Raw genomic sequence first — 13,587 nt, forward strand, 5'->3', positions numbered from 1 at the left:
AAACGCCGTTTTCAGCGACAAGATTTTGATGAAATTAATATATAACAAATAGTTATGATGTTGTTGCATCCTTCACAATTGCCCCACCCGGAATTGGCCTAGTCGGGCACATTGCTTTTCATTTTGAAACAAAAAATCTGGCAAAATGGAAGCCGCCAGTGACCTCTGAAAATAAAATTCCTTATATATCGGTGTGTTGAAGTCTCCGCTTCCGATTCGCTCTTGGCACCGGCCTTGCTCATAGGGGGCGACGGAAGGAAAAAATGAAGAATGTATTGATCGTAGTGGACAAATCGGAATCGAGCCTGTGGCTGGCGTACTACGCCATGGGGCTGACCCGGCGCATGGCCGTCAACGTCTCCATCCTCCTGGTGGTGGACGAGGAGTTCGACGGCGGGGCCGGGGACGACGAGGAGTGGATAGGCTCGCCCGAGAAGCGGCTCGAATCGATTCTGGCCGAAGGACGTTCCGAAGGCACCCGGCTCGATTACTACGTGGTCCGCGGCCGGATGGAGGAGGAGATCCCCAAGTTCATCCGCGAGAACGCCGTGACCAAGCTCTTCATCGGCGCCCCTCCGTCGGGCCGTCAATCACTCTACCTGAAACTGATGAAGGTGATCGACGCGGTGAACACCACCACCCGCTGCGAGGTGGAGGTTGTCCAGAAGGTGTCCGCGCACGGCAAGCGCAAGTGAGTCCGTCTCCCTAGGGGGCGAGGCGGACGGCGCAGGCCGGCTCGGGTCCAGCCCGGTCGCGGGCTTGGGCCTGAATATGGAATTCAACCTAGTGGAGGAGTATCGATGTTTCATATGTATCTTCCCATCGCCGGGAACAGCGTCAACGTGTTCCTGGTGTTCGCTCTGGGAGGGTTCGTCGGCCTGCTTTCCGGCATCTTCGGTGTCGGCGGCGGGTTTTTGATGACGCCGCTGCTGATCATGTTCGGCATTCCGCCGACCGTGGCCGCGGCCTCCGATTCCAACCAGATCGTGGGCGCGTCCACCTCGGGCTGCCTGGCCCACTACCGGCTGGGCAACGTGGACTTCAAGATGGGCTTCCTGCTGCTCATAGGCGGCGTGCTCGGCGGCTTCGGCGGCGTCCAGGTCATCAAGGTCCTGCGGGCCATGGGCAACGCGGACTTCCTGATCAACATCACCTACGTGCTCATGCTCGGCGGCGTGGGCTCCTACATGTTCATCGAGTCCATCCAGTCCATGCGCAAGAAGGCCCCCGAGGCCCATGCGCCGGCCAAACCGGTCAAAAAGTCGCGCTACGCGATCATGATGGAAAAGCTTCCCTTCCAGACCGACTTCGTCAAGTCCGGGGTGCGCCTGTCCATGCTCATGCCCCTGGTGCTCGGCGTCCTGGTGGGCGTGCTCGCGGCCATCATGGGCGTGGGCGGCGGCTTCATCATGGTCCCGATCATGGTCTACCTGCTGCGCATGCCCATGCACGTGGTCGTCGGCACCAGCCTGTTCCAGATCCTGTTCACCTGCATCAACGTGACCATCCTGCAGTCCTACACCAACCACACCGTGGATTTCGTCCTGGCGGTCCTGCTCCTGCTCGGCTCCACCCTGGGCGCGCAGTTCGGCACCCGCATCAGCCGCAAGCTCAAGGGCGAACAGCTCAAGATCCTGCTGGCCACCCTGGTCCTGGCCGTCATGGTCAAGATGCTGCTCAACCTGCTGGTCACGCCGGACGTGCTGCTGGCCATCGCCGGAGGTCACTAGTCATGAATAAGTTCGCTTACACCTGCGCGGCCCTGCTGGCCGCCCTGTTCCTGGCCTGCCCGGCCCTGGCCGCCTCCCCGGTATCCATGACCATCCGGCCCAACCTGGTGACCATCGGCACCGGCTTCAACGGCACCAAGCTGACCGTTACCGGCGCGGTGCCCGAGGGCACGTCCGCTGTCATCCGCCTGCTCGGGGAGCCGCGCGACAAGGCCTTCAAGAAGAAGGGAAAGGCCCTGGGGCTGCTCTGGATGAACCTCGGCGAGGTGGAGATCAAGGGCGTGCCCGACGTCTTCCTGGTGGGCACGGACGGCGCGTCCGACGTCAACTGGGAACACTCGGACCTTGCCTTCCAATCAGTCAAGGGCGATACCGAAGACTGGATCTATGACGAGTTCATCAAGCTCATGGAAGAGGACGGCTTCTACGAGGTGGAGAACGGCATTCTCCAGTACACCGGCGAGGGAGAGGGCACGCGTTCCTTCCGGGCCGAGCTGTCCATCCCCTCGGCCATGCACCAGGGCGTGTACCGGGTCGAGGTCCTGGCCGTGAAGGACGGCAAGATCGTGGACATGGCCGCCGAGGAACTGCACACCCGGCTGACCGGCCTGCCCGCCTTCCTGTCCAAGCTGGCCTTCGACCACTCGCTGCTCTACGGGGTGGCCGCCGTGATCATCGCCATCCTGGCCGGGCTGTTCATGAGCCTGGTCTTCCAGGAACGGGGGAGCGCCCACTAGGGCGGAGGTACGGGCCATGTTCGGGTTGTTTGAGCATATCCGCACCAGGCTGCTGCGCAGGCGGCGCAGGGAACGCATTTCCCTGGCCGCCCTGTTCCGGCAGTTCCAGCAGGTGCTCGAGTTGAACAACCGCATCCTCACGGCCATCGCCTCCATGCACGACAAGCTCGGCGGAGACTACATCTTCGACGTGCAATACCTGCGCACGTCCAAGCAGTTCATCGTGGATACCGTCCGGGAGCTCATCGACGCCTTCGACGCCATGGCTCCCGGCCGGTATCCCGATCTCTACGCCTCGTTCCGCGACATCCGCCACAAGCTGGAGAGCGAGCTGGAGCGCCGTCCGGTGCTGCCCGACGTCATGGCCATGCCGTTCTCGGATATCCGGCTCAAGGACATGGACGCGGCCGGGGCCAAGTCCACCCGGCTGGCCATCATCGACAAGGCCTCGGCCGGGACCGTGCCGTCCGGCTTCGCGGTGACCACCTCGGCCTACCGGCTGTTCATGGAACTCAACGACATCGAGGACGAGATCGTCCGCCTGGAAGGGGCCTGGCGCGGCGGCGAGATGACCGTGCAGGAGGCCTCGGGCAAGATCCGCTCGCGCATCCTGGCCGGGTCCATCCCACCGCGCGTGCGCCGTGCCATGGGCCGCGAGATGGAGGCTTTGCGCCGGGGGGCGGGCGAGGGCCATCTGCGCCTGTCCGTGCGCAGCTCGGCCTGGGGCGAGGACGGCGACCTGTCCTTCGCCGGGCAGTACGACAGCTTTCTGAACGTCCGGCCCGAGGATTTGCACGACGCCTACCGCAAGGTCCTGGCCTCCACCTATTCTCCGGCGGCCATGGAGTACCGGCGCGAGTACGACTTCAAGCCCAACGAGGTCTTCATGGCCGTGTCCGTGCAGGCCATGGTCGAGGCCCGGACCAGCGGCGTGGTCTACTCCCTGTCCCCGGTCCGGCGCGGCGAGAGCGGCATCGAAATCGCCGCCACCTGGGGGCTCGGCTCCCCGGTGGTCTCCGGCGAGGTGGAGGTGGACCGCTTCCTGGTCTCCCGCGAGCCGGAACACGCCCTGATCCGGCAGGCCGTGGCCCACAAGCCCACGGCCCTGCGTCCCGGCGCCGAGGGGTCCGTGTCCACCGAGGCGGTGGACGAGGCCCTGCGCGACGCGCCCAGCCTGTCGCCCGAGGAGGTCCGGCTGCTGGCCGACACGGCCATCCGGCTGGAACAGTATTTCAAGAAGCCCCAGGACATCGAGTTCGCCTTCGAACCGTCCGGGGCGCTCATCGTGCTCCAGTCCCGGCCCCTGCGCATCGAGGCGAGCGACGACCCGCATTCTCCGGCCCTGAGCGACGTGCTCAAGGGATATCCCGTGCTCCTCAGCGGCGAGGGCGACGTGGCCCAGCAGGGCGTGGCCTCGGGCCCGGTCTTCGTGGCCTGGGAAGGGCGCGACTTGGAGGAATTCCCGGTGGGCGCGATCCTGGTGGCCCACTTGTCCTCGCCCCAGTACGCCGCGGTCCTGCCCAAGGCCTCGGGCGTGATCACGGACATTGGCTCGCCGCTCGGGCACATGGCCACCATCGCCCGCGAATACCGGGTCCCCGCGTTGCTCAACGCCAGCCGGGCCACCCTGGTCCTCAAGGAGGGCGACGTGGTCACCCTGGACGCCGAGCAGAAGACCGTCTACCAGGGGCTCGTCCGCGAGCTGCGCATGCACGACTTCATGAGCGACCGCATGGAGGAGACCTACGAGTACCGCCTGCTCCGGCGCATGCTCAAGCTCATCGAGCCCCTCTACCTGCTCGACCCGGAAGAAAACAATTTCACCCCCCAGGGGTGCCGGACCATGCACGACATCGCCCGGTTCATCCACGAGAAGGCCGTGGAGATCCTGACCGAGATCCCGACCACCTCCGGGGCCAGCGAGGCCTGCCCCGGCGGGCGGCTGGAGCTCCCGGTGCCCATGGACCTGGTGGTCCTGGACATCGGCGGCGGCCTGACCGAGGACTGCGCCGAGGGGGCGGACAAGCCGAGCCACCGCCGGACCGTGCGCCCGGACCAGGTCCGCTCCGAGACCCTGCGCGCCTTCATCGAAGGCGTGACCCTGGAGGGCGTCTGGCAGTCCCACCCCGTGCCCGTGGACTTCTCCAGCTTCATGTCGAGCATGACCCGGACGTTTTCGGCCGACGCGGCCGGGGTCAAGCGCATGGGCCAGAACCTGGCCGTGGTCTCGGACCGCTACCTGCACCTGAGCCTCAAGCTCGGCTACCATTTCACCCTGATCGACTGCTACCGGAGCGAGGACGACCTGCGCAACAGCGTGCAGTTCCGCTTCGCGGGCGGGGTGACCGGGGCGGTGCGCCGCTCCCGCCGGGCGCGCTTCCTGTCCGAGGTGCTCAAGGGCTTCGATTTTTCCGTGACCGTCAAGGACGACCTGGTGGTGGCCCGGGCCAAGGGATGGATGGCCCGCGACCTCGGGCGGCTCATGCGCATCCTCGGCCTGCTGGTGGCCTACACCCGCCAGCTGGACGTCTCCATGGTCAGCGATTCAAGGATTTTCGAGCATTGTCAGGAATTTGAACACATCGCCGAAGAGGCGGTGGGCAATTAGCTATTGGAGGTTGGCAGTATGACCGCCACATCGAAGACCAGTATTCTCATTCTCGACGACGAACCCATCGTCAGCAAGCGGCTCCAGCCCGCCCTGGAAAAAAAGGGCTACGAGGTGGAGAGCTTCTATGAAAGCGCCCAGGCCATGGCCCGCATCCGGGAGCGGAGCTTCGACATCGTCGTCACCGACCTGAAGATGGAAGGCATCGACGGCATGCAGTTCCTGGCCGAGGTCAAGAAGCTCTCCCCGAGCACCGAGGTCATCGTCATCACCGGGTTCGCCACCATGGACACGGCCAAGGAGTCCATGCGCAAGGGCGTGTTCGACTTCCTGGCCAAGCCGTTCAAGCTCGGCGAGATCCAGGAAGTCATCAGGAAGGCCGAGGAACACATCCGCCTCGGCAAAGAAGGGAAGGAATAGGGATTTCATGAATTATTCAAAAAGCGAGGTGTGCCCATGGACATGCTGAAAGCTCTTGTCCCCGTGGAAATGACGCTGGCGTCCAATGTGGCCCTGCGATACCTGTGCCGGAAGGCGGAACTGCTCGGCATCGCCGTGCAGCCCGTGCACGTGGAGGAGCCGGACCACAAGCCGCACTCCTCGGAAACCGGCTGGATACGCCGCTCCTGGGAGTCGGGACTGCGTCAGGCCGGGCTCGAGGAAGTGCAGCGCATCCTGAACAGCGAAAAGCTCGACTGCTTCATCCTGCCCAACCCGATCGTCCGCGTGGGCGACCGCGAGGACACCCTGCTCGAGGAGTTGCGGCTCGGCGGGTACGACTTTTTCGTGGAAGGGGAGGTGGCCAACTTCAATACCGGCGCGTTCCGCAAGCGGCTGCGCTCCAAGCTCTACCGCCAGATGCCGTGCCCGGTCCTGCTCGTGCGCAACATGATCCAGTCCGACCGGCTGGCCCTGCTCCTGGACGAGAAGACCGACGTGGAGTCCCTGGTCGCCCGGTTCCACCACCTGTTCGGCGGGCGGGCCGTGGACTTCGACCTGTGCGCCTACGCCATGGACGACCTGCACCAGGACCCGCATCCCGACGAACTCTTGAGCGAGGGCGCGGAGCTGCTCGGCAAGCTCGGCTACGCCCCGGCCCGCTCCTTCACGCTGCTCGGCGCGCCCGAGACCGCCGCGCGCAGCCTGGGCGACTACGGCATGATCCTGGCCCACATGGACCGCAAGTCCAACCGCAAGTCGCCCCTGACCGAGGTCCTGGGACTGGTCTCCAGCCCCATCCTCATTTGCTGGTAACCGTACCAAGGGAGAGTTGACATGAAGATACTCGTCGCCGTGGATGAAAACGCCTACAGCCGGTACGCCGTGCGCCAGGCCGCCCGCCTGGCGGCCAACACCTGGGCCGACGTGGTCATGCTGGCCATCGAAAAGAACCGCGCCTACATCGCCGAGGAGGAGCTGGACCCGGCCCACGCCCATCCCCGGCTGCGGCTGCTGAACCGCTACCGGGCCGACTTTATCGACGCCCTGGGGCCGGACGTGGACCTGTACGATGGCCGGGAGGACGGGCCGTTCGCCCGCCGGGAGGACAAGGTCCTGGAACAGGACCTCTCGGGACGCAAGACCTTCAAGCTCCACCTGCGCGGCGGCGACCCGGTCAAGGCCATCACCAGCGAGGCCGACGCCGAGGGCTGCGACCTGATTATCCTCGGCTGCGGCCAGCACGAGGGCGGCTGGGGCCGGGGCTCGGACGTGCCCGGCCGCGTGGCAGACGCGGCCGACTGCTCGGTCTTCGTCATCCGCGAGGAACCGGCCACGTCGCGTGTGGTCTGCTGCCTGGACCACGCCGACATCTCCCAGGAGTCGCTCGAACTGATCAACCAGTGGGTGACCATCTATGCCGCCGGACTCGAGGTGGTCGGCGTGCTCAAGAAGGGCGAGCTGCGCGAGGAGGTTGAATCCAAGATGGGCGAGGTCCTGGACTACTACCTGAAGCGGGACGTCCACGCCCTGATTCGGGTGGTGGACGAGGACTCCCTGGAGACCTTCATCGAATCCGGGCGCAAGGACGACCTCATGGCCCTGTGGCTCAAGCACAAGTCCCCCCTGCAGCGTCTATTTCACTCCAAAAGGGTCAATGCGTTGGTTAACCATGCCTCCTCATCCATGCTGATTCTGCGCTGACCCGCGTACCGAACCGGAGGCGAGGCCTCCCGCCCCCCAGCGGGAGGCCTCGTCGCCAAGCCGCTCCCACGGGAGACGGCCATCCCCCGCCCGTTTCAGGGCGGACGCGAAAAGGCCCGGAGGAAAGTCCTCCGGGCCTTTTCGCGTGGTGAAGCGGGCGGGCGGTCAGTCTACCTCAACAAACTCCCGCACCCGGAAGTCGCGCAGGTCGCCGAAATCGTCCCGCAGTTTTTCCTCGGTCACACCCGAGGCGCGGTGCTCCTCGAGGCTCTCGTAGTCGTCCCAGACGGACTCCACGACCACGAGGACGTCGTTCCCCTCGTCGATGGAGTAGCGGGCCCTTGAGGTGATGAACCCTTCGAAGTCGGGCAGCTGGACGCGCAGGAAACTCAGCCCCTTTTGCAGGGGGGAGCCCACGTCCAGCCTGCCGAGCTGGTCTCTGTCGATGATGAAGCTGATCTGATGGATGTAGGCCATGGCCGCCTCCTATGGGGTCCAGTAGAGCACGAGGTAGATGACCCACCAGGCGATCACGCCGACCAGGGTCAGGCGGACCACCGGGGGCATGCTTCCGCCCGCCTCCTCGATATGGTTGGCGAAAGAGTCGATGTAGCCGTCGGCCCGGATGTCCTCGGGCCTGTCTCCGTCGTCGTCGCGGTGTCCCTTGGAGCCCGCCGGGCGCCTGGCCTTGATGTGCATGGCCAGGGCCACGCTGAACAGGATCAGCACCGCGCAGCTCAAGAGAATCCAGAAATAGAGGTCGTCGTAATCGGTGACGTTCTCAACCATGGCGTTGCTTCTCCTCCTTGTCGGGCCAGGGGGCCGGTTCACGGTCTTCGAGCATCCGGTACTTGGCTTCCTCCACGTCCTTGAACTGTCCCCTGCGCCAGCCCCAGACCAGGAAGACGATCCCGGTCAGGATGACGAAGGCGGACCAGCCGAGGACCACCCACATGCCGTGGTTCATTGTCCGGCCTCCTCGGGTTGGTCGTTCCAGCCGCCGTCAACGGTCCAGGCCGTGACGTTCCAGATGGCCTCGTCGTCGAGCAGGGCGGTGAAGCCCGGCATGGTCGAGCCCGGGACGCCGCCGACGATCCGCCAGTAGACGTAGCCGTCGGTCATGTTCGCGGGCAGGGGCGACGGGCCCGGGCTGGCGCTGTTCAGGGTGCCGGGGCCGTTCCCCTTGCCCCGGGGGCCGTGGCAGGTGGCGCAGTAGGTCTTCCAGGTCTGCGCTCCCTTGGCCGGGGAGATGACGTTGCCGCCCTTTGTCACCCACCTGTCGCGGGACAGGGTGGCGAAGGCCGCGTCCACGGTGCCCGGCTTGAAGGAGCTCTGGCTCTTCTTCAGTCCCATCATGGTCACGGCCATGAGGTACTTGATCGCGTCCCAGCGTTGGGATTCGGGCATGAATTCCGCCCACCGGGGCATGGCCGAGTTGTAGACGCCGAAGGTCACCTTGGCCAGATGCTCGCCCTGGGACTGCGGGGTCATTTTTTCCTTGCGCATGGTCCTGAAGTCGCGGGGCTTGGGGGTCAGCACGAGGCCGTCCCATCCTTGGCCGTCCAGGGCCAGGCCGTGGCAGTGCGCGCACTGTTCGGTGAAGACCGCCTTGCCGCGCTCCATGTTCACGGTCTTGGGGAACCGCTGCTCCTTGTATATGTCCGGGAAGCGGAACTTGTTCTTGGGAACGGGCGGCGGGGTCTCGGTCCGGGTCAGCAGGGCGCGGACGTAGTGGACCAGGGCCCAGCGGTCGGTCTCGCCGTAGTGCAGCTTCCAGGTGGGCATGGCCGTCCAGGGGACGCCCTCGCTGATGCGCCAGAAGTAGTCGGCGTCGGTGAAGATCGGCTTGTCCGCGGTCCCGTACCGCGCGGTGTCGGCGAAGTCCGGCGGCGGGGGCTGGAGCCCGGCGCGGTAGGGGCCCTTGCCGCGCCCGGCGTCGCCGTGACAGACGAGGCATTCGCGGGTGAACACGCTCTTGCCCTGTTCCAGGACGTCCTGGGTCAGGGGCAGGGGGTTGCGCGCGCCCGCCATGTCGGCGGGCGGGGTGCCCGGAACCGGGGCGCGCATGGCGGGCCGGGCGAAGATCGTCCGGATGTAGCGGATGACCTGCCAGCGCTCGGCCTCGGTCAGGGCCTTTTTCCAGGGCGGCATGACCGAGCCCTGGACGCCTTCGGACACGTGCCAGAACCACTGGTCCTCGGGCATGGTCTTGAAGGGGGCCTGGCGGAAGTCGGCCGGGGTGACGATCAGGGTTCCGGCATAGGAGCCCAGGCCGTTGCCCGCACAGCCGTGGCAGGTCATGCAGCGCGTCAAATATATCTCCTTGCCGCCCTGCAGGCCGGACTCGTTCCAGGAGGGCCAGCCGATGGGGGCCTTGGAATCGGTGCCGACCATGGTCGGGGGCGCCGAGTCGGCCGACTGGGCGTAGGACGCGGGCGACGGGACCATGCGCGTCAGGGCCACGCGGTCTCCCAGGCGGAAAAGGTAGGCGGCCACCGCGCGCAGTTCGTCCTCGGTCATGAACTCGAAGCGAGGCATAATCGACATGGGCGAGAAGGCGCGCGGGTTGCGCAGGTGGTCGATCTCCCATTGCTCGCTGCGCTTGCGGCCGATGTGCGTCAGGTCCGGCCCGGTGCGCTCGGACCCGAGCAGCGGGGGGGTGTCGTAGGCGAAGTCGCCGGCCTCGGAGACCGTGCCCATGGCGTTGTCGGCCTTGCGCACGTACTGGGTGTGGCAGTAGTTGCAGCCGTTGGACCAGAAGAGCCTGCGCCCGAGCATCTCCCGGTCGGTGAACGGATGGGCGGCCACGGTGGGCTTGGGCGACCACAGGAGCGAGGGCATGAACACGACCATCATGACCATGATGGTGAAGACGATCATGCCGCCGAAGAATATTTTCGGGAAGGTCATCCTCATGCGGCACCTCCCTCGGGGACGCTCTCCCCGTCCTCTTCATCGGCGAAGGGCGGGTGGACTCTGACCCCCGGCGGGGTGCGCACCGGCTTGCGGGCGATGACCGTGGCCAGCACGTTCCAGGTGAAGAGGAAGAAGCTTAAGACCACCAGCACGCCGCCCACGGCGCGCAGGAGCATGTAGGGCCGCAGGCCGGGCAGGACGCTCCACACGGGGAGCCCCTGGTTGACCCAGGCGGTGCCCTGGACCAGGCCGGTCAGGGTGAAGCCGCTGAAGAAGAACAGGAAGCCGACGAAGAGCAGGCTGTATTGGATGTTGGCCAGCTGGCGGCTGTACAGGCGGCAGCCGAGGATTTTGGGCAGGGCGTAGAAGATGCCGCCCATAACGATGGTGGCGGCGAAGAAGAGCAGCGAGAGGTGGGCGTGGCCCGGTACGTATTGCGTGAAGTGGGTCAGGTTGTTGATGGCCCGCAGGGACTGGTGGGAGCCCTGGTAGGAGACCAGGATGTAGGCGGCCCAGCCGGTGATGACGAAGCGCAGGGGGATGTCGCGGAAGAAGCTGTTCCAGTTGCCGCGCATGGTCATCCAGATGTTCATCATGAAGGCCGCCACCGGCAGGATCATGCCGATGCTCTCGGCCACGGAGAAGGTCTTGACCCAGTACGGGATGGGCGTCCACAGCAGGTGGTGCGCGCCGACCCCGGTGTAGAAGAAGATGATCCCCCAGAAGGCCACCAGGGACAGGGCGTGGCTGTACAGAGGGGTGCGGGTCATCTTGGGCACCATGTAGTAGACCACGGGCAGCAGCCCGGTGGTGAACCACAGCCCGAGGATGTTGTGGCCGTAGAACCAGTTGTACATGGTGTCGGCGATGCCGGTCATGGAGCCGGTGGCGGGGTGCCACATGACGTTGCCGATGACGTACAGGCAGGGCATCCAGACCAGCGTGCCGATCATGTACCAGACGGACACGTAGAGCTTGGACTCGGTGCGGTGGGCCACGGTCATGTAGACGTTGAGCGTGGTCATCAGCACGGCCGCGATCAGGGCCAGGTCCACCGGATAGATGAACTCGGCGTATTCGCGGCCCTGGCTGGCCCCGGCCAGCAGCCCGAAGATGCCTCCGGCCACGGCCAGGTTCCACAGGACCATGGACAGGTTGGCCAGCCGTTCGCTCCACAGCCTGCGCCCGGTCAGCCTGGGCAGGATGTAGAGCCACAGCCCCATCATGCCCATGGACAGCCAGGCGAACATGACCGTGTTGGTGTGCGCCTGGCGCAACCGGCCGAAAACGAGCCAGGGGATGCCGTGGAACAGGTCGGGGATAATGAACTGCAGGGCCAGGATCAGGCCCATGCTCACTCCGAGCAGGACCCAGATCACGGAACTGATCATGAAATTGACGCTTGCGCTATCCGTTTTGTCGAACACGCTCCCTCCCGAAAACTGAATTTGGCAAGGACCATAGCACGGTTTGCCACGGAACGGTAGGGGAGCGGCCGTCGGCTCGGTGTCTTTTGCCGTTTGACGCAAAAAAGCCCGCGATTCCCCCTTTTTCGTGACGGTCTTGCCGCCCGCGAGCGCGTGGTGCTAGGTTTGCCGTTTCCGGATCGGCATTATGTTTATTTTAACATAATATCAGCCGAAACCATTCGCACGCGGCCCGCGCGGCCGCGATCACCACAACCCATTCGGGAGGACATCATGTCGTACAAGGAAATGCAGGAAGTCCTGATGCGCGAGCTGCGCCTCTATCACTACCCCGTGGCGGTCAAGTTTTTCTATGACCAGGCCGAACTGGACGCCTTCCACAAGGCGGCCCCGGAGATCTACGCCCCGGTCAAGCCCATGACCTTCTGCCAGTGGGAGCTGGGCGCGCGCATGAAGGGCCAGATCGTCTACGCCGGGGATGCCGGGCTGGGCTGCGGTAACGCCAAGTACAGCTTCGGCTGGAAGGATCTGGACGACGCCGAGATCAAGGGCCACGCCAAGTACACCAGGGACCTGGAACAGGCCGAACGGTTCGTGCGCTCCAAGGCGAGGCTGCCCGAGGGGCTGCTCGGCATCGCCGTGGCCCCGCTGGGCTCGGTGGACGGGCTCTACGAGCCGGACACCGTGCACTTCTACTGTGACAACATGCAGGCCTACCACCTGGCCGTGGACTATATGGCGGCCACGGACACCCACCCCCTGCGCCCGACCATCACCATGAACTCCTCGGCCTGCGGCGGCAACGTCAGCACCTACATGTCCCAGGAGTTCAACATGCTCCCGGCCTGCTCGGGCAGCTACAACGCGGGCAAGACCGAGCGCGGCGAGATCAACGTGATCATCCCCGGCAAGAAGTTCGGCGCGGTCTTCGACCGGCTCATGGACCGGATCGAGGCGGGCAGCAGCTCCATCACCCGGCCCGGCGACGGGTTCCCCGGCGCGGACGTGTGCAAGAACTGCCCGCTGATCATCTTCAAGAAGGAACAGTAGGCGGGATCATCCCCCGACGACCCGTCCGCGCCGGGCTATGGTGCGGCTTCCGGCGCGGACGGTGACGGGGGTGGCGGCCCGGGTGGCGAGGGCCGCCTTGCCGACGGGCGGGAGGAGGCAGCCCGCCGTCAGGCGTCAATTCCGGCAGAGGCCACGGCCATCTCGTGGCGTTTGCGGTAATGCGAACAATACTGCATGCGCATCTCGTGCGGCATGGGGTTGCGGGCGCAGCCGTCCCCGTTGCGCGACGCGCCGGGCGCGGCCCGGTCCGCCAGGAGGCGGGCCAGTTCCTGCGTCCGGGCCATGAGCGGATATTCGTACATGTCCAGTTCGAGCCACGGCATGCCCGCGCCCTCGACCGCCTGGCGGCCGAAGGGCGACCCGGGCGCGTCCTCTTCCGGGGAGTGCACGAACACGGACTCGGGCCAGCTCCCCCGCGCCGGACCCGCGTAGGGCTCGGTGAAGGCCCGCCTGGGGAAGGGGGCCAGGAGCGAGGTGGAGTCCGCGCCGCATTCCAGCCAGGAAAGGGGGCCGGACACGAAGGGCGCGACCTCGCCGGATTCGCTGTTGCCGTCGATGGCTCCGGCCAGGGCGGCGGGGCAGACCTCCATGAAGCTCTTGCCGGGTTCGGGAACCACGGCGTCCCAGAAGAACAGGCTGCGCACTGCCGAGGGCAGGGCTCCGGCCAGGGCCGGACCGAGCAGGCCGGACCAGCCCGAGCAGACGACCGTCGCGCCGGTCAAAGCCTCGGCCTCGAAGTAGCGGACCAGGTTGTCCAGGGCGGCCCGGGCCGGGCTGTCCGCGCTCTCCGGGTCAAAGGGCAGGGTGCGCCCCGCGTAGCTCGGGGTATGGACCTCGTGGCCGAGGTCGCGCAACTCGAGGGCCGTCTGGCGCCAGACCCAGCCGCCCTGGAAAGCGTCGTGCAAGAGAACGAAGACTGCCATGATTCACCTCACATGGTGTTTGCATCGGTCGGC

14 protein-coding genes are annotated in these 13,587 nt (G+C 65.7%); 8 read left to right on the forward strand and 6 right to left on the reverse strand.

The annotated features are described in order from the left end of the window. Positions 1-263 precede the first annotated feature (263 nt). The 7 genes from AB6M95_RS05950 (at position 264) to AB6M95_RS05980 (ending at position 7,217) form a co-directional block, all read left to right on the forward strand. On the forward strand, positions 264-695 hold the full coding sequence (locus tag AB6M95_RS05950) for a universal stress protein (protein ID WP_371385823.1): 432 nt from the start codon (positions 264-266) through the stop codon (positions 693-695). Positions 696-800: 105 nt separating this feature from the next. Next, complete coding sequence (locus tag AB6M95_RS05955; protein WP_371385824.1) at positions 801-1,730, forward strand: sulfite exporter TauE/SafE family protein; 930 nt, start codon at positions 801-803, stop codon at positions 1,728-1,730. A gap of 2 nt (positions 1,731-1,732) precedes the next feature. Beyond that, a complete protein-coding gene (locus tag AB6M95_RS05960; protein WP_371385825.1) occupies positions 1,733-2,467 on the forward strand; it encodes a TIGR02186 family protein in 735 nt (244 codons plus the stop codon). Between the two features lie 16 nt (positions 2,468-2,483). Then, on the forward strand, positions 2,484-5,075 hold the full coding sequence (locus AB6M95_RS05965) for a PEP/pyruvate-binding domain-containing protein (protein WP_371385826.1): 2,592 nt from the start codon (positions 2,484-2,486) through the stop codon (positions 5,073-5,075). Positions 5,076-5,093: 18 nt separating this feature from the next. Further along, positions 5,094-5,495, forward strand: coding sequence for a response regulator (locus tag AB6M95_RS05970; protein WP_371385827.1), 402 nt, complete (start codon positions 5,094-5,096; stop codon positions 5,493-5,495). A 36-nt stretch (positions 5,496-5,531) separates the two neighbouring features. Continuing rightward, positions 5,532-6,329, forward strand: coding sequence for a putative universal stress family protein (locus AB6M95_RS05975; RefSeq protein WP_371385828.1), 798 nt, complete (start codon positions 5,532-5,534; stop codon positions 6,327-6,329). 21 nt (positions 6,330-6,350) lie between these two features. Next, positions 6,351-7,217 carry a universal stress protein gene (locus AB6M95_RS05980; RefSeq protein WP_371385829.1) on the forward strand — a complete coding sequence of 289 codons (867 nt, stop codon included), beginning with the start codon at positions 6,351-6,353 and terminating at the stop codon, positions 7,215-7,217. Between the two features lie 165 nt (positions 7,218-7,382). Here AB6M95_RS05980 and AB6M95_RS05985 read toward each other — a convergent pair whose 3' ends face one another. The 5 genes from AB6M95_RS05985 to AB6M95_RS06005 are packed head-to-tail and all read right to left on the reverse strand — an operon-like array spanning position 7,383 to position 11,560. Continuing rightward, positions 7,383-7,694, reverse strand: coding sequence for a hypothetical protein (locus AB6M95_RS05985; protein WP_371385830.1), 312 nt, complete (start codon positions 7,692-7,694; stop codon positions 7,383-7,385). Between the two features lie 9 nt (positions 7,695-7,703). Then, on the reverse strand, positions 7,704-8,006 hold the full coding sequence (locus AB6M95_RS05990; protein ID WP_371385831.1) for a hypothetical protein: 303 nt from the start codon (positions 8,004-8,006) through the stop codon (positions 7,704-7,706). After that, a complete protein-coding gene (locus AB6M95_RS05995; RefSeq protein WP_371385832.1) occupies positions 7,999-8,184 on the reverse strand; it encodes a cbb3-type cytochrome oxidase assembly protein in 186 nt (61 codons plus the stop codon). Before AB6M95_RS05995 ends, AB6M95_RS05990 begins: the two co-directional genes overlap by 8 nt. After that, positions 8,181-10,133, reverse strand: coding sequence for a c-type cytochrome (locus AB6M95_RS06000; protein WP_371385833.1), 1,953 nt, complete (start codon positions 10,131-10,133; stop codon positions 8,181-8,183). The genes AB6M95_RS05995 and AB6M95_RS06000 overlap by 4 nt, the downstream gene beginning before the upstream one ends. Beyond that, on the reverse strand, positions 10,130-11,560 hold the full coding sequence (locus tag AB6M95_RS06005) for a cbb3-type cytochrome c oxidase subunit I (protein ID WP_371385834.1): 1,431 nt from the start codon (positions 11,558-11,560) through the stop codon (positions 10,130-10,132). The genes AB6M95_RS06000 and AB6M95_RS06005 overlap by 4 nt, the downstream gene beginning before the upstream one ends. Positions 11,561-11,833: 273 nt before the next feature. Here AB6M95_RS06005 and AB6M95_RS06010 point away from each other — a divergent pair, with 273 nt between their 5' ends. Continuing rightward, a complete protein-coding gene (locus tag AB6M95_RS06010; RefSeq protein ID WP_371385835.1) occupies positions 11,834-12,610 on the forward strand; it encodes a DUF169 domain-containing protein in 777 nt (258 codons plus the stop codon). Between the two features lie 128 nt (positions 12,611-12,738). On the opposite strand, the gene AB6M95_RS06015 is transcribed toward AB6M95_RS06010, so the two are convergent. Continuing rightward, the gene (locus tag AB6M95_RS06015) at positions 12,739-13,554 is read right to left on the reverse strand and encodes an alpha/beta fold hydrolase (RefSeq protein WP_371385836.1); all 816 of its coding nucleotides are present in this window, start codon (positions 13,552-13,554) and stop codon (positions 12,739-12,741) included. Between the last annotated feature and the right edge of the window lie 33 nt (positions 13,555-13,587).

Source organism: Pseudodesulfovibrio karagichevae (genome assembly GCF_041414475.1).
Lineage (GTDB): Bacteria > Desulfobacterota > Desulfovibrionia > Desulfovibrionales > Desulfovibrionaceae > Pseudodesulfovibrio > Pseudodesulfovibrio karagichevae.